Here is a 16759-nt window from a genome sequence, read left to right as displayed (position 1 = left end):
ATGTGTGGAATTGTTGGATACATAGGTCATAGAGAAGCTTATCCCATTGTTATCAAGGGTTTGAAGCGATTAGAATATAGAGGTTACGATAGTGCCGGTATTATGGTATATGATGGCCAGAATATAAAGCTTTGTAAAACCAAAGGAAAAGTTACCGATTTAGAAGCAAAGGCAGCTGCTGAAATGACTACTCATGGATCTATTGGAATGGGGCATACGCGTTGGGCTACACACGGAGTGCCTAACGATGTAAATTCGCATCCTCATGTGTCGAATTCTGGGGATCTTACCATTATTCATAATGGAATTATTGAGAACTATGCGCCTTTAAAACAAGAGTTAATCAATAGAGGTTATGTCTTTCATTCAGATACAGATACTGAGGTTTTAGTAAATTTGATAGAAGAAGTACAGAAGAAAGAAAAATTAAAGCTGGGTAAAGCCGTTCAATTGGCTTTAAACCAAGTAGTAGGTGCTTATGCAATTGCAGTTTTTGATAAAAAAAATCCTAATGAAATTGTTGCAGCACGTTTAGGTAGTCCTTTAGCGATTGGTGTAGGAGAGGGAGAGTATTTTATTGCTTCTGATGCTTCGCCCTTTATTGAATATACTTCAAATGCGGTATATTTAGAAGATGGTGAAATGGCAAATATTCGTTTGCACAAACCAATGAAGGTGCGTAAAATTATGGATGATTCATTAGTGGATCCTTATATTCAAGAGCTTCAAATGAATTTGGAGCAAATTGAAAAAGGAGGCTATGACCACTTTATGTTGAAAGAAATTTACGAACAACCAAGTGTTATCAAAGATACGTACAGAGGAAGACTTCATGCTAATGAAGGTATTATTCAAATGGCAGGTGTTGAGGATAATTTAGAGAAATTCCTTAACGCGGAGCGCATTATTATTGTGGCTTGTGGTACTTCTTGGCATGCAGGTTTAGTAGCTGAATATGTTTTTGAAGAATTTACAAGAATACCGGTTGAAGTTGAATATGCTTCGGAATTTAGATACCGTAATCCTATCATTACTAGTAAAGATGTTGTGATTGCTATTTCTCAATCTGGAGAAACAGCCGATACCATGGCCGCTATTAAATTGGCCAAAGAACACGGAGCTTTTGTTTTTGGTGTTTGTAATGTAGTGGGATCTTCTATTTCAAGAGAGACTCATGCAGGTGCTTATACTCATGCTGGTCCAGAAATTGGTGTAGCTTCTACTAAAGCATTTACGACTCAGATTACAGTGTTAACGATGATTGCCTTGCGTTTGGCAAAAGCAAAAGGAACCTTGACACAATCACAGTATCATACTTATTTACAAGAATTAGAGTATATTCCTGCTAAGGTAGTAGAAGCCTTAGAGACCAATGATATTGCTAAAGAAATTGCGGCTACTTTTATGGATGCTCCTAATTGTTTGTACTTAGGGCGTGGTTACAATTTTCCTGTAGCGCTTGAAGGAGCTTTGAAATTAAAAGAGATTTCGTATATTCATGCTGAAGGTTATCCTGCTGCAGAAATGAAACATGGTCCTATTGCACTTATAGATGAACAAATGCCTGTTATTGTAATAGCTCCTAAGCAAGGGCATTACGATAAGATTGTAAGTAATATTCAAGAGATTAAATCTCGTAGCGGTCGCATCATTGCTGTAGTTACTAAAGGTGATACACAAGTTCGTGATCTAGCAGATTTTGTGATAGAAATTCCGGAAACATCAGATGCTTTATCTCCGCTTATTACTACTATTCCGTTGCAACTACTTTCTTATCACATAGCTGTTTTAAGAGGTTGTAATGTAGATCAACCGAGAAATCTTGCTAAATCAGTAACGGTAGAATAGGTTAATTAATTATATAGTCAGCCCCAAATGCTTATGTGTTTGGGGCTTTTTTATGCATTTTTTTTAAAATTTCTGTTTATTACCTTATTAAGTTCAATCGTTTTCGTTGAGAAAATCATTTTTATTGAAAACGCAATAAATAGGACTAAAAAATATGATAAATTTAATTTATTATGCGTGCATAATTTATTATTCATTATTAATGTTTTATTTTTGGGTTTTGCAATAAATTTCATAATCATTTTATGCTTTTTTTTGCGGCCTTTAAGTGTTAAATCGGTAGTTTTTTATGTGAATTTTTATTAATATCAAAATTATTTTTACATTTACGACCTAAACCAATTAACACAAAGCTAATGAGAATTTATTTACTTTTTTTGTCGTTGTTTTTTTGCGGTCTTTCTTTTGCCCAAAACTCAATTTCAGGGATTGTTAGAGATGCTAGCAATCAGCCTATCCCAGGTGTAAATATCAAAGTTGTCGGACAGTCTGCAAGTACTGTTACAGATTATGATGGACAATTTGTATTGAACGGAGTCAAAGAACTGCCGGTTACTCTTGAAGTATCCAATTTAGGATTTACCACTCAAATGATTAAGGTAAGTTCCTATAGTCAAAAAGTGAGTGTGAAATTAGTAGATCAAGAAACTAAATTAGACGAAATAGTAGTTTCGGCTTCAAGGACTCCAGAGCGTGTTTTGGAATCTCCAGTTACTATCGAAAGAATGGGTATTGCTGAAATTAAAAAAACAGCCTCTCCTTCTTTTTATGATGGTTTAGAGAATTTGAAAGAAGTGCAAATGAATACCTCTAGTATGTCTTTCAAATCTATTAATACGCGTGGTTTTGCTTCTGTAGCTAACGTGCGTTTCATGCAGTTGGTAGATGGTATGGATAATGCTTCTCCTTTGTTGAATTTTGTTTTGGGGAATTTAATCGGTCTTTCCGAAATTGATGTGCAAAGTGTAGAGTTGTTGCCAGGGGCTTCCTCTGCTTTGTATGGTGCCAACGCTTTTAATGGAATTTTGTTTATGAATAGCAAAAGTCCATTTTCTTCACCAGGAATTACCGCTTATGCTAAATTTGGACAAACCTCTCAAAAAGCAGCTGGTACAAATGATTACGTAGACTATGGTGTTAGAATGGCGGGTGTGTTCAGTCCTAAATTTGCTGCAAAAGCTAATTTTACCTACATGAGAGGTACAGAATGGCATGCTGTTAATTATGATGATAAAACTAGAGCTGGTATAGATAGAAATAATATTGGTTATGATGGAATAAATGTTTATGGGGATGAAGTGGCAACGGTTATTCCTGCTCCAACTTTGCCAGCCGAAAGAATATCAAGAACAGGATACAATGAGGTTGATTTAACCGATAACAAAGTATCGAATACTAAAATTGATTTTTCTTTGCATTACCGCCCGTTTGGTGATGAAAAATTAGAAGTGATTTGGCAAAGTAAATTTGGTTTTGGTAATACGGTGTATCAAGGTGCTAATCGTTACTATTTGAATAACTTTTTTATGCAACAACATAAATTGGAATTCAAAGGAAAAAATTTCTTTGTAAGAGGGTATACAACTACTGAAGATGGAGGTCAATCCTATGATATGTTGTTTACAGGTATTAATATTAATAGAAAGGCAAAATCTGATGCCACCTGGTTTGGTGATTATGCTCGTGCTTATGCAGGTAGTTCTTTAGTTTTAGGATTGCTACCAAGCGAGGCGCATGCTGCTGCTAGAAATTTTGCTGATAATAATATTTCGCCAGCAGGTTTAGGTTTGACTTCTACCGGAAAACCAAGATTCATTCCAGGAACTGCAGCATTTAAAGAGGCTTTTAATCAGGTAATTGCAGATCCAGATGTTTTAACAGGGTCTAAATTGGTGGATAATTCTAGAATCTATCATTCGGATGCCAATTATAATTTTAAAGATCAAATTAAATTCGCTGAACTTCAAGTTGGAGGATCCTTTAGATTGTATGAATTGAATTCTTTTGGAAGAATTTATACAGATAAAGATGGGCCAATTAATTATAATGAATATGGTTTTTATGCTCAAGCCCAAAAGAAAGTTATGGATGAACGTTTGAAAATTACAGCTTCTATGCGATATGATAAAGCTAAAAACTTCGAAGGGAATTATTCCCCAAGAGTTTCCTTAGTGTATTCAGGAGGAGCTAATAAAAATCATAATTTTAGAGGATCTTTCCAAACTGGGTTTAGAAATCCATCCACTCAGGATCAATACATAGGTTTTAACGTGGGGAGTGCCATTTTATTAGGTTCTGCACCAGATAACTTGACAAGATATACAGAGACATTGCCTGTTAATACCGCTTTAGGTCAGCAATTTGCAAATGGTACATCTGCTGTAATAAATGGAACCAATGCTTACAATAACTCTTATACGGCATCATCTGTGTTAGCCTTTTCAGCTGCAGGAGGAAATACTGCTTTGTTGAAAAAAACTAATGTTGACTTGGTAAAACCTGAGGAGGTAAAAGCTTTTGAATTAGGATACCGTTCATTTATCAATAATACTTCAATTGATATTAATGGATATTATAACATTTATAATAATTTTATTGGTAATTTGAATGTGGTGACTCCTTTGTATGGTGTGACGCAAGATGCACCAAATGCGACTCCTAATCCAGCAGATTTAGGATGGCAATCAGTTCATGCTTTAGGAACTGGAAATACAAGAACTTTTCAATTGTATACCAATACCGCTTTAGAGATTAAATCTCTTGGCTTTGGAATCGGTTTGTCTAGAAAAGTATATCAGGATTTTGAGGTGGGAGTGAACTATAATTATGCCCAATTCGATTTTGATCAATCTAAAGATGAAAGTTTCGAGGCTGGTTTCAATACGCCAAAACACAGAGTAAAAGCTTCATTTAGTAATGAAAATTTGTTTAAAAACTTTGGGTTTAATGTGAGTGGTAGATGGAATAGTGAGTACTTGTGGCAATCTTCTTTTGCGGATGGTACCATCGAAGCGGCTACTGTAATCGATGCGCAGTTGAACTATAATTTTCCAGCTTTAAAATCTACGTTAAAAGTAGGTGCTTCTAATATTGGGGGTAAAGAATATGGACAGGTATTAGGAGCTGGTTTAATCGGGCAACAATATTTTGCTTCTTGGACCATCAATCCGTAATTATTCATTAATCAAAAAAAATTAGAACAATGATAAAAAATTTCAAATGGTTACTTATTGCTTCGTTAGCCTTTGTAGCCTGTAATAATGAAGATGAAGTAGTAGTAGTTGACGCAAACTCTTCGGATGGTAAACCTTTGACTGCAGGTTCTGCTGTGGTAACCAAATATATAGCTTTAGGGGATTCTTATGCTGCAGGTTTCAGTGATAATGCCCTTTTTAAAGCAGCTCAAGAGGGATCTTATGTTAATTTATTGGCTAAACAGTTTGCTTTGGCCGGCGGCGGGGAATTGAAGACGCCTTTTATGGCAGATAATGTTGGTGGTTTGCTTCTTGGGGGTAATGTAATTCAAGGGACAAGGTTGGTTTTTAATGGGGCTGCGCCAGTGCCGGTTTCAGGTAAGCCTTCTACTGAAGTATCTACTAAACTAACGGGGCCTTTTGGTAATCTTGGAGTGCCAGGTGCTAAAAGTTATCATTTGGTAGCCAATGGTTATGGTAATGTAGCTGGTGTTGCTGCGGGTTTGGCAAATCCTTATTATGCAAGGTTTGCTACATCGGCTACTTCGAACGTATTGGCTGACGCAGTGGCTCAGGATCCTACTTTCTTTTCGTTATGGATTGGTGGTAATGATGTTTTAGGTTACGCGATTTCTGGAGGTACAGGTAAAGATCAAAAGGGGAATTTAAATCCTGCAACTTACGCAGGTAATGATATTACAGATCCTAATGTATTTGCTAGTGCTTATTCGAATATTGTTAACGCCTTGACGGCAAAAGGGGCTAAGGGGGTAGTGGCTAATTTACCATATGTGACCGCATTGCCTTTCTTTACAACCGTTCCTTACAATCCAGCAACTTTATCAGCTACGCAAGCCTCTGATTTGAATAGTGCATATGCAGCTTATAATGGTGGGTTGATAGCTGCTAAAAATGCTGGTTTGATTACAGAGGCCGAAAGATTAGCTAGAACAATTAATTTTACTGCTGGTGCTAATGGTGTGATTATGGTTGATGAATACTTAACTACTGTAAATGTGCCTGGATTAGTGTTGCCTTCTTTAAGATTGACAACATCAACAGATTATATCGTTTTGTTATCAGGTGGTGTTAGTTCTCAAAGCTTTTTATTGCAAGGGAATGGTACGCGGTTTCCTTTGACTGATAGTTGGGTTTTGTCAAAAGGAGAAGTGGCAGAAATTAAAACAGCTACAGATGCGTATAACGCCACAATTGAATCAGTGGCTAAGGCAAAAGGACTTGCGTTTGTAGAGTTGAAAGGAGTAACTGATAAATTAGCGAGTGGCGGTATTGTTTATAATGGATACAATACAACTTCTACATTTGTAACGGGAGGAATGTTTTCATTAGATGGCGTGCATCCAAGTCCGCGAGGATATGCTATTATTTCTAATCTTTTTGCTGAGGCAATTAATGCGAAATATGGCTCCAATTTTAAAAGTGTAAATGTTGGTCAGTTTAGAATTTTGTATCCTGCAAGTTTGTAAATAATCTCAAAAAATAAAATTAAAGCAACCCTCGGTGATTCACTGGGGGTTGCTTTTTTCTATAACGATATAATAGTAGTGTGGATTTCCTTTCTGGGAATCGAAAAATATCGTTTTTTTTGAAAAAAAGATATTGATTATCTATTTTAAAAAATATATCTTTGCTCGCGGAAAAAAGCATCTGAGAGCATTTATTTTCTGATGGCGAATTTCACAAACCAAATAGCTATTTAATAAATACATAAGTAATGTCAAAAGTAATAGGAAAAGTTGCCCAAATCATTGGCCCAGTAGTTGACGTTGTTTTCAACGGTAAGGATGTTGAACTTCCAAAAATTTATGACTCATTAGAAGTCACTAGAAAAGATGGTACTTTGTTAGTACTAGAGGTGCAATCCCATATCGGTGAGAACACTGTACGTACCATTTCGATGGACTCAACAGATGGTTTGAGCAGAGGTTATGAAGTAGTGGGTACGGGTAATCCGATCCAAATGCCAATTGGTCCAGATGTTTACGGACGTTTGTTTAATGTTGTTGGTGACGCAATCGATGGATTAGGTGAATTGCCTAAAACAGGAGAAAACGGATTGCCAATTCACAGAGCAGCGCCAAGATTTGAAGATTTATCTACTTCTTCTGAAGTTTTATTCACAGGTATCAAAGTAATCGATTTGATTGAGCCTTATGCAAAAGGTGGTAAAATTGGATTGTTTGGTGGTGCTGGTGTTGGTAAAACAGTATTGATTCAGGAGTTGATCAACAATATTGCAAAAGGTCACGGTGGTCTTTCTGTATTCGCAGGAGTAGGAGAAAGAACTCGTGAAGGAAATGACTTGCTTCGTGAGATGTTAGAGTCTGGAATTATTAAATACGGTGACGATTTCATGCACTCTATGGAAAATGGAGGATGGGATTTATCTAAAGTTGATATGCCAGGAATGAGAGAGTCTAAAGCTACTTTCGTTTTTGGACAAATGAATGAGCCTCCAGGAGCTCGTGCACGTGTGGCACTTTCTGGATTATCTATCGCTGAGTATTTCCGTGATGGAGCTGGATCTGATCAAGGAAAAGATGTATTGTTCTTCGTGGATAACATCTTCCGTTTTACACAAGCAGGTTCTGAGGTGTCAGCACTTTTAGGACGTATGCCATCTGCGGTAGGTTATCAACCAACATTGGCAACTGAGATGGGTGCGATGCAAGAGCGTATTACTTCTACAAACAAAGGATCTATTACATCTGTACAAGCGGTTTACGTTCCTGCGGATGACTTAACTGACCCTGCGCCAGCAACAACTTTTGCTCACTTAGATGCAACAACAGTATTGTCTCGTAAAATTGCTGAGTTAGGTATTTATCCTGCGGTAGATCCATTGGATTCTACTTCAAGAATTTTGACTCCTCATATCTTAGGTGATGATCACTATAACTGTGCACAAAGAGTTAAAGAAATTCTTCAAAAATACAAACAATTGCAAGATATCATCGCTATCCTTGGTATGGAAGAGTTATCAGAAGATGATAAATTAGCGGTTTCTAGAGCACGTCGTGTACAACGTTTCTTATCTCAACCTTTCCACGTTGCGGAGCAATTTACAGGTATTCCTGGAGTTTTGGTTGATATTAAAGATACCATCAAAGGATTTAATATGATTATTGATGGTGAATTGGATCACTTGCCAGAATCTGCTTTCAACCTTAAAGGTACTATCGAGCAAGCGATCGAAGCAGGAGAGAAAATGTTAGCCGAAGCATAAAATCAGTTAGCAATTAGAAGGTGGCAGTATGCAAATAGTGCTAATTACTAATTACTAATTACTAATCACTAAAAAAATGATTTTAGAAATTGTATCAGCAGAAGCAAAATTATTTAATGGAGAAATTACTTCTATTACCCTTCCAGGTGTAGACGGAAGTTTTCAAATCTTGAATAATCACGCGCCAATTGTCTCGTTACTAAAACAAGGAACTGTAAAAATTGCAGCCAATAGTTTTGATTTTATAAGCGAAGGAGAAACTAAATTTAAAAAAGTTTCTAATCAATTATACACACTTGATATCGAGTCTGGAACAATTGAAATGAAAGACAATAAATTAATTCTTTTAGCAGACTAAGAGAATATAGAATAGAGAAGAAAGCCCAGCAATTGTTGGGCTTTCTTGTTTTATGAAAAGTTGTATATTTTTGCACTTATGAAAGATTTTCCCCATTCCCTCGCTCAAAAGTTAGCCACCAGACAAGAGCAAAATGCGCTTAGAAAATTGTCTTTGGCCAACCAATTAATCGATTTTGCATCAAATGATTATTTAGGTTTTGCAAAATCCGAAGCTATTTTTACAGCGACACATCATCATTTAGTCACTAATAATAGTATGATAAACGGTGCAACAGGTTCGCGATTGCTTTCTGGGAATCATACTTTGTATCCTAAGACAGAGGCTTTTATTGCAAATTTTCATCAATCTCCATCTGCCTTGCTTTTTAATTCAGGCTATGATGCCAATGTTGGTTTTTTTAGTGCTGTACCTCAAAAAGGGGATTTTATTTTGTTTGATGAATTGTGTCATGCATCAATCAGAGATGGGATTCAGCTTTCTAATGCGAAAGCGTATAAGTTCAAGCATAACGATTTTGAGGATTTGGAACGACTTATTTTGAAGTTTCAGGCTTCTGAAAATCAGCATTCCACTACCATTTATGTAGTTACAGAAAGTGTTTTTTCTATGGATGGAGACTGTCCCAATATAGAAGAGTTGGTGACTGTTTCTGAGAAATACAACTGCTATTTAGTGGTTGACGAAGCACATGCATTGGGAGTCTTTGGTGAAAAAGGAGAAGGTTTGGTACAGTTTCTGGGTTTGCAAGATTATTTTTTTGCTCGTATTGTTACTTTTGGAAAAGGCTTAGGTTGTCATGGTGCTGTTGTGTTAGGTTCTAAGGAATTGAGTAGTTATTTGGTCAATTTTGCCCGAAGCTTTATATACACTACAGGACTTTCTCCCCATTCCGTTGCAACAATTGGTATCGCTTATCAAACGTTGAATGCTAAAGCAGCAACAATTGGTGAATTGAAAGAGCGAATTAATTTTTTTAATCATGAAAAAAACCGCTTCAGTTTGAAACCGCTTTTCGTTCGAAGCAAATCGGCGATTCAATCGGCTATAATTCCCGGAAATGCTAATGTAAAACACATTGCTCAACAACTACAAGAAAAGGGGTTTGATGTAAAACCCATACTTTCACCCACCGTTCCCGCGGGGCAAGAGCGCTTGCGTTTTTGTTTACACAGCTACAATACCGAAGCTCAAATTTCGGAAGTTTTATATTGTTTGTCATCGCTTCTTTAAAAAAATTACACTTCATAAGTCTCTTGTTTTCTGGGTTTTTTGAAAAAAACAAAAAAAGTTTGTAACGTTTTTAGTTGTTGATTACTTACGAGTCGTAATCAAATAATTAGATATCGTTTTTAATCATCAATCATTAACCCAAAAAAATCAAAACCCATGAAAAATGTACAAACACAATCCCAAAACCAAATTCTTTACGTATTTCTTTTTTTAGCTGGAATAAGCTTAGGCTATAGTCTAGTAAAAGAGTTTGTATTTGACAAACCAGAAAACGGTTTATTACTAATCACTGCATGCTGTTTGTTAGCCAGTAATTCCTCAACAAAGAATAAATAGAAGGCTAAAAACTATCATCAATCAAAAAATCAAAAATCATGAAAACAATTAAAACACTTATTTTAGGTTTAGTAGCGGTAACTAGCTTTAGTTTTTCAACACAAGCACAAACCAAAAAAGCAAACGAAAATTCTTTATTATGGGAAATTTCAGGAAACGGATTAGCACGTCCTTCTTATGTATACGGAACCTTACACATGATGTGTGAAAGTGATTTTACCATCAAAGAAAAAGTGAAAAAAGCATTTGATAAATCAACTAAATTAGCCTTAGAGTTAGATTTTGACGACCCATCAGAAGTAAAAGCGATGCAAGAAATGAGTGTGAGCAAAGTAGCTTTGAGTACTCTTCTGACCCCTGAAGATTATAAAAAATTAGATGTTCTTTTGAAAGAGAAAGTAGGAGTAGGCGCTAGTCAATTTGAGACTACTAGTTTGAGTTCTTTAATGAGTTTAATAATGATAAAATCGTTAAATTGTCCTCCTAAAATGTATGAATTGGAGTTTTTTCAAATGGCTCAAAAACGCAAAATGGAAGTAGTAGGTTTAGAGAAATTTGCGACTCAAATTGCTACTTTAGACGCGGCTTATCCTCCTCACGTAATGGTTGAGCAGTTGGGAAATTATGACAAAAAACATTTCGATTTATTAACTCAAACCTATAAAAGTGAAGATTTAAAGGCTATTTATGAAATGGTTAATGACCCTAAATTTATGGACGAGAAAAGCAAACCTGTAATGTTGGATAATCGCAATAGTAATTGGGTCAAAGATATGCCAGCTATGATGAAAAATGAAAGTGTATTTTTTGCTGTAGGAGCAGCGCATTTAGGTGGAGAAAAAGGAGTGATTCAATTATTACAAAAAGCAGGATATAAGGTACAACCCATAACCAACTAATTTGACTTTGAAGACAAAAGAGCAAGAATTTTTATCCCGAATCGAGCAGCATAAAGGCATCTTGTACAAGGTTTCCAAAATGTATATGGACAACCGAGACGACCAAGAAGATTTGTTTCAAGAAATCATTTGCCAATTATGGAAAGCCAACGATAGTTTTAAAGGAGAGAGTCAGTTTTCTACTTGGATGTATCGTGTTGCCATCAATACTGCTATTGTTTTTCTGAAAAAAGAAAAAAAGAAAGTAGACAAATACGAATTGTCATCTACTAATATTCCCGACGAAGAAGGGGATGCCGATATCAAAGAGCGGCAATTGGAACACTTTTATAGAGCCGTTCAAAAATTGGATAAGATAGACAAAGCGATTATTTTTTACCAACTCGAGGGGTTTTCACATAAAGAAATTGGAGAAAACCTAGGGATTTCAGAAGGAAATGCTAGAGTCAAATTAAATAGAGCCAAAGAAAAATTAAAAGAAATTATAAAAAATCAAGGATATGGATTTTAACGATATACAATCAGCTTGGAACAGCGAAAATACCAAAAATGTGGTTGTTCCCACTCAATTAGAGAAAGTACAACAGGCCAACACACCGCTAGATAAGATTAAGAAAAATTTGAAAAATGAATTTATTTATCAAATTGTATCAATTGTTCTTATAGGATTTGCGCCTTATTTAAATGGATTTCCAGAGCAAGCCATCACTCCCTTTTATTTGTTGTTCAGTTTGTTTGTAGCGGTTAGTGCTTATTATCTAATTAAGTTGTTTGTTTTTTATAAACGATTAAACAAAACAGCTTTGAATACCAAAGACAATTTATACGAAACCTATTTTGATATTCGCTTGAATATGGAACTCTACAAGACCTTTGGGTTTGCCTTAACACCTTTTATGATTTTGTTTTTGGTTGGGGTTTTGTATTTTACATTGCCTAATGGCGCAACATTATTTACCGATAGTAGCAATAGTATAGCGCTGTTTGTTGCGGTTTTGTTTAGTATGTTGTTTATGGGCGTAGCTTTAGAATGGTGGGTACACTTTTTTTACGGCAAATACGCCAAAGAAATCCGAACCGTTTTAGACGAGCTAAAAGAAGAATAAATATAAAGCAACTTTCGGGTTGCTTTTTTTGTGTTATGATTATAGTAGACTTTGTGAATTCTTTGCGAACTTTGCGGTTCAATAAGCTCAAAAAATATGAAATTATTTATTACAGGAATAGGTACCGATGTAGGTAAAACCGTTGCAGCCGCTATCATTACTCAAGCTTTAGAAGCCGATTATTGGAAGCCCATTCAGGCAGGAGATTTAGATAATTCCGATAGTCATAAAGTAAAGGCATACGTGTCCAATCAAAAGACTGTTTTTCATCCCAACAGTTATGCTTTGCATACGCCTGCAAGCCCGCATTATGCAGCCGAGATTGATGGTATTACCATTGATTTAACTCAAATTAAAGAGCCAGTAACCGAAAATCATCTAGTAATAGAAGGCGCTGGTGGAATTTTAGTTCCTTTGAACACAACTAATACGATTGCCGATTTGATTCAACCCGATTATAAAGTGATTGTGGTTTCCCGTCATTATCTGGGGAGTATTAATCATACGTTGTTGACTATCGAGGCGTTGCAAAACCGAAACATTGTGGTGGCTGGAATCGTTTTTTCTGGAGATGAAAATCAAGCAACCGAATCGATTATTTTAAGTAAAACAGGATTGAAATGTATTGGACGAATTGACCAAGAACCCTATTTTGATACGAATGTCATCGCAGAATATGCCGATTTGTTTAGAGAGCAATTATTGAGTTTATAAGAAATTAGAATGCAGAATAAAGAGCATAGACTTTTCTATCTTTGTCAAAAAAATATAGGGTATAGTCTTTCCTCTATACTCTATTTTCTATATTCTTTAAAACTATGAATTTAACAGAAAGAGACCAGAAACACCTTTGGCATCCGTACACTCAACACAAAACAGCTGCATTACCAATAGGAATTGCCCGTGGCGAAGCCGCGTTATTGTGGGATGAAAGTGGTAAAGAATATATCGACGCCATTGCTTCATGGTGGGTCAATCCTTATGGCCACTCGAATCGCTTTATTGCGGATGCGATTTATAAACAACTTACTACCTTAGAGCACGTACTTTTTGGAGGTTTTACGCACGAACCCGCTGTTGTTTTATCCGAGAAATTAGTCGAAATCTTACCTAGCAATCAGCAAAAACTCTTTTTTTCGGATAATGGTTCTACCGCTGTCGAAATTGCGATAAAAGTGGCTTTGCAGTATAACTTTAACCAAGGAATTTCAAAAACGACGATTATTGCTTTTGAAGATGCTTTTCATGGCGACACCTTTGCGGCTATGGCGGCAAGTGGAATTTCTTTCTTTACCGAAGCTTTTCAAGGAATGATGATTGATGTTGTTCGGATTCCAGTTCCAGTGCAGGGAAAGGAAACAGAAAGTATAGCGGCCCTTCAAAAAGCAATCGCCGATAAAAATTGTGCGGCTTTTATTTTTGAACCCTTAATACAAGGTGCCGCAGGAATGGTGATGTATGCACCTGAAGCTTTGGATAACTTGCTTCAAATTTGCAAAGAAAACCAAGTATTGACCATTGCTGATGAAGTGATGACAGGTTTCGGTAAAACGGGAAAAAACTTTGCCTGCGATTATTTAGAAATTTTGCCAGATATGATGTGTTTGTCTAAAGCCTTGACTGGGGGCACTATTCCTATGGCGATTACGACTTTCACTAAAGCGATTTTTGATGCTTTTTATGATGATGATATCAATAAAGCCTTGTTTCATGGCCATACCTTTACGGCAAATCCAACGGGTTGCGCTGCGGCACTGGCCAGTATCGAATTGTTGCAAACCGAAACGATGCAGTCCAACATTCAACGCATTCATCAACGCCATTTGGACTTTCAAAAACATATAGGAATACACCCAAAAGTAAGTAATACTAGAGTTTTTGGGGTGATTTTTGCTTTGGAAATCAAGACAGATAGCAGCTTTAGTTATTACGGCTCATTGCGCAATAGGCTTTACGATTTTTTTATTGAAAATGGAGTAATTCTGCGTCCAGTTGGGAATATAGTTTACATTTTGCCACCCTACGTAATTACCGATGCACAGTTGCAAAAAGTGTATGAAGTAGTGGAAAGTGCTTTGGAAATAGTGTAAATTTGCTCAAAATTTTTCACAGAGATTCACAGAGAAAATCGCAAAGAAGCACAGAGGTAATTATATATTTCCTCTGTGAATCTTTTTAAGTGCTTTGTGAATCTTTGTGAAATTAAATACATCGATTTGTCACAAATTATCTCTATAACTGCCCTGTCCTCTATTTCCCCTTTGGGCAATGACCCGAAGACCATTTGGGAAAACTATCAACATCCTTCAACTTGTTTTTCGGAGCAGTTTTTAGACCATCAAAAGACTTGGGTAGCTGCTTTGGATGCCGCTTCACAACAAGAAGTTTTGGCTTTACAACAAACGGATATTAAGTACAAGTCATTAGACAAGTCGGTGTTGTATGCTATGGTGGCAGCAAGAAAAGCGATGGCGCAGGCAGGTTGGGAAAAAGGAGGCAGTTTTGGTATCAACATTGGCTCTTCGAGAGGTGCCACCGATTTGTTCGAAAAACATTTTCAAGAATATTTAACCACGGGAAAAGCCCAAACTTTAGCTTCACCCACTACTACTTTGGGAAATATTTCGTCTTGGGTGGCGCATGATTTGCAAAGTACCGGTCCCGAAATTTCGCATTCTATTACTTGTTCTACTGCTTTGCATGCTCTACTCAACGGAGTCGCTTGGTTGCGAGCGGGAATGGCAAATCAGTTTTTGGTAGGTGGTAGTGAAGCGCCCTTGACTGATTTTACGATAGGTCAGATGCGCGCTTTGAAGATTTATACTCAAAACAAAGAGGGTCATCATGAGCCTGTCGAATGGCCCAACCGTGCTTTGGATTTGGATAAAAAGCAAAACACAATGGTTTTGGGTGAAGGCGCAGCAGTATGTTGTTTAGAATTAGGAAAGAAAGCAAACGCCTTGGCTTTTATTGAAGGCATTGGCTACGCTACAGAAATTTTGGAACATAACATTTCAATCTCGGCAGAAGCCATTTGTTTTCAAAAATCGATGGCAATGGCTCTGCAAAACACGCCTTTGTCCGAAGTAGATGCTATTGTAATGCACGCCCCAGGCACCATCAAAGGTGATTTGACAGAATACCGTGCCATTGAAAAAGTGTTCGGAAAGCAGTTACCATTACTAACTACCAATAAATGGAAAATTGGCCACACGTTTGGTGCCTCAGGAATCTTAAGTGTCGAAATGGCCATTTTGATGCTCCAACACAATCAGTTTATTCACACTCCTTTTTTTAATCAAAATTCCGATTCAAGAACGATTCGTAAGGTGCTCGTTAACGCTGTTGGGTTTGGTGGTAATGCCGTTTCGGTGTTGTTGAGTTTGTAAAATTTATTTGAGTGTTTAATCGGTTAATGGTTAATCGTTTAAAACTTTGCGTCCTTTGCGTAAATCTTTTCTCTCCTTGCGGTTAAATTTTTCACGCAGATTCCGCGGATTTTAAAGAGTTAATTATTTAAAATTTTGCGTCCCTTGCGTAAATCTTTGTGAACTTTGCGGTTAAAATTTTACCACAAAGAAACACGAAGAAGTCACGAAGTCGCACAAAGCAAAAGTATTGCAATTGTTGTGTAGTTCAACCAAAACTTATATGCCCTTATTTGCCTTATATGGTTCAAAATACATAGCCTATTCAGAAAAACTTGGGTGACTTATATGTTTTTTTCTGGTGAACTTAACGGTTAAATTTTGCACGCAGATTCCGTGGATTTAAAGAGATAATTATTTAAAACTTTGCGTCCCTTGCGGTTAAGTTTTTCACCACAAATAAACACCAAGAATTCACGAAGCTATACAAAGGAATGCTGTTGAACTTTGTGCCTTTGCGTCCTTGCGGTTAAATTTTAGTCACTATAAAAAATCCGCCTCATCCGCGTTCCCATACTCCAATTCCTTTACTTTATCATAAATCAAATTGCTCTCAAAACCACGACGAAGCATGTAATCACAAAATTTCTTTCTTTTTTTGAGCGCATTTTTTTCTGTTATAGATTGCCAATTCCTTTCTGCTAAAGCATTAAAAGTTTCCGAATATTCCTCGGCTGAGATTTCTTTTAAGGCAAGTGCAATCAAGGTATTATTGATGTTACGCATTTTGAGTTCATTGGTAATGCGGATTTTTCCCCAGTGTTTGATGCGGTGTTTTCCACGGGCAAAACTACAAGCAAAACGAGCCTCATTCAAGAAGTTCTGTTCGATAAGATGCACAATAAGTTGGTCTATTTCTTGGGATTCTAGGTGCATACCTCTCAATTTGGTTACCACTTCTTCGTGACAGCGCTCTTGATAGGCGCAATACTGTTCTATTTTGTGTTGGGCTTCTTTCAGAGTGTATAAGGGTGGCATGAAGAGATTTTGAGATTAGTACCAGAGCAGCAAAAATAAGGTTTTATATAGGAAGTTGCCAAAATCATGTCTTGAAAGTAGAATGCAAAATAAGACACTTGTTGTTCATGGATTTAATAGTTTAATTAACAT

At 36.6% G+C, this 16759-nt stretch carries 13 protein-coding genes; 12 read left to right on the top strand and 1 reads right to left on the bottom strand.

The window, feature by feature from the left end; genetic code table 11:
• From glmS to BXU11_RS00820, 12 genes are all read left to right on the top strand, one after another.
• Positions 1–1848 carry a glutamine--fructose-6-phosphate transaminase (isomerizing) gene (gene glmS, locus BXU11_RS00880; RefSeq protein WP_024979829.1) on the top strand — a complete coding sequence of 616 codons (1848 nt, stop codon included), beginning with the start codon at positions 1–3 and terminating at the stop codon, positions 1846–1848.
• 356 nt (positions 1849–2204) lie between these two features.
• Positions 2205–5021 carry a TonB-dependent receptor gene (locus BXU11_RS00870; RefSeq protein WP_078210665.1) on the top strand — a complete coding sequence of 939 codons (2817 nt, stop codon included), beginning with the start codon at positions 2205–2207 and terminating at the stop codon, positions 5019–5021.
• Between the two features lie 29 nt (positions 5022–5050).
• A complete protein-coding gene (locus BXU11_RS00865) occupies positions 5051–6529 on the top strand; it encodes a G-D-S-L family lipolytic protein (RefSeq protein ID WP_078210664.1) in 1479 nt (492 codons plus the stop codon).
• Positions 6530–6777: 248 nt separating this feature from the next.
• Positions 6778–8289: a F0F1 ATP synthase subunit beta gene (atpD, locus tag BXU11_RS00860; protein ID WP_078210663.1), complete on the top strand. Its 1512-nt coding sequence runs from the start codon at positions 6778–6780 to the stop codon at positions 8287–8289.
• 76 nt (positions 8290–8365) lie between these two features.
• Positions 8366–8647, top strand: a complete 282-nt coding sequence (locus BXU11_RS00855; RefSeq protein WP_024979835.1) for a F0F1 ATP synthase subunit epsilon — start codon at positions 8366–8368, stop codon at positions 8645–8647.
• A 78-nt stretch (positions 8648–8725) separates the two neighbouring features.
• Positions 8726–9880: an 8-amino-7-oxononanoate synthase gene (locus BXU11_RS00850; protein WP_078210662.1), complete on the top strand. Its 1155-nt coding sequence runs from the start codon at positions 8726–8728 to the stop codon at positions 9878–9880.
• A 374-nt stretch (positions 9881–10254) separates the two neighbouring features.
• Positions 10255–11115: a TraB/GumN family protein gene (locus BXU11_RS00845; protein ID WP_078210661.1), complete on the top strand. Its 861-nt coding sequence runs from the start codon at positions 10255–10257 to the stop codon at positions 11113–11115.
• Positions 11116–11122: 7 nt separating this feature from the next.
• On the top strand, positions 11123–11626 hold the full coding sequence (locus tag BXU11_RS00840; RefSeq protein WP_024979839.1) for an RNA polymerase sigma factor: 504 nt from the start codon (positions 11123–11125) through the stop codon (positions 11624–11626).
• On the top strand, positions 11616–12221 hold the full coding sequence (locus tag BXU11_RS00835; RefSeq protein ID WP_078210660.1) for a hypothetical protein: 606 nt from the start codon (positions 11616–11618) through the stop codon (positions 12219–12221). Before BXU11_RS00840 ends, BXU11_RS00835 begins: the two co-directional genes overlap by 11 nt.
• A gap of 96 nt (positions 12222–12317) precedes the next feature.
• Positions 12318–12935: a dethiobiotin synthase gene (gene bioD / locus BXU11_RS00830; RefSeq protein WP_078210659.1), complete on the top strand. Its 618-nt coding sequence runs from the start codon at positions 12318–12320 to the stop codon at positions 12933–12935.
• A 104-nt stretch (positions 12936–13039) separates the two neighbouring features.
• Positions 13040–14311 carry an adenosylmethionine--8-amino-7-oxononanoate transaminase gene (bioA, locus tag BXU11_RS00825; protein WP_078210658.1) on the top strand — a complete coding sequence of 424 codons (1272 nt, stop codon included), beginning with the start codon at positions 13040–13042 and terminating at the stop codon, positions 14309–14311.
• Between the two features lie 126 nt (positions 14312–14437).
• Complete coding sequence (locus BXU11_RS00820) at positions 14438–15610, top strand: beta-ketoacyl synthase N-terminal-like domain-containing protein (protein ID WP_078210657.1); 1173 nt, start codon at positions 14438–14440, stop codon at positions 15608–15610.
• Positions 15611–16132: 522 nt separating this feature from the next.
• Here BXU11_RS00820 and BXU11_RS00815 read toward each other — a convergent pair.
• Positions 16133–16627 (bottom strand): regulatory protein RecX, encoded by a 495-nt coding sequence (locus BXU11_RS00815; RefSeq protein WP_078210656.1) that lies wholly within the window; start codon positions 16625–16627, stop codon positions 16133–16135.
• Positions 16628–16759 lie beyond the last annotated feature (132 nt).

This window comes from Flavobacterium sp. LM5, assembly GCF_002017945.1.
GTDB lineage: Bacteria > Bacteroidota > Bacteroidia > Flavobacteriales > Flavobacteriaceae > Flavobacterium > Flavobacterium succinicans.
The sequence above is the reverse complement of the archived record's forward strand: the minus strand, read 5'-3'. Positions and strand labels throughout refer to the sequence as shown.

What these genes read in the sequence shown, in the direction of transcription:
- BXU11_RS00850 (WP_078210662.1), top strand. Translation starts at nt 8,726, where the DNA reads ATGAAAGATTTTCCCCATTCCCTCGCTCAAAAGTTAGCCACCAGACAA.
- glmS (WP_024979829.1), top strand. Translation starts at nt 1, where the DNA reads ATGTGTGGAATTGTTGGATACATAGGTCATAGAGAAGCTTATCCCATT.
- BXU11_RS00835 (WP_078210660.1), top strand. Translation starts at nt 11,616, where the DNA reads ATGGATTTTAACGATATACAATCAGCTTGGAACAGCGAAAATACCAAA.
- atpD (WP_078210663.1), top strand. Translation starts at nt 6,778, where the DNA reads ATGTCAAAAGTAATAGGAAAAGTTGCCCAAATCATTGGCCCAGTAGTT.
- bioD (WP_078210659.1), top strand. Translation starts at nt 12,318, where the DNA reads ATGAAATTATTTATTACAGGAATAGGTACCGATGTAGGTAAAACCGTT.
- bioA (WP_078210658.1), top strand. Translation starts at nt 13,040, where the DNA reads ATGAATTTAACAGAAAGAGACCAGAAACACCTTTGGCATCCGTACACT.
- BXU11_RS00870 (WP_078210665.1), top strand. Translation starts at nt 2,205, where the DNA reads ATGAGAATTTATTTACTTTTTTTGTCGTTGTTTTTTTGCGGTCTTTCT.
- BXU11_RS00815 (WP_078210656.1), bottom strand. Translation starts at nt 16,627, where the DNA reads ATGCCACCCTTATACACTCTGAAAGAAGCCCAACACAAAATAGAACAG.
- BXU11_RS00865 (WP_078210664.1), top strand. Translation starts at nt 5,051, where the DNA reads ATGATAAAAAATTTCAAATGGTTACTTATTGCTTCGTTAGCCTTTGTA.
- BXU11_RS00855 (WP_024979835.1), top strand. Translation starts at nt 8,366, where the DNA reads ATGATTTTAGAAATTGTATCAGCAGAAGCAAAATTATTTAATGGAGAA.
- BXU11_RS00845 (WP_078210661.1), top strand. Translation starts at nt 10,255, where the DNA reads ATGAAAACAATTAAAACACTTATTTTAGGTTTAGTAGCGGTAACTAGC.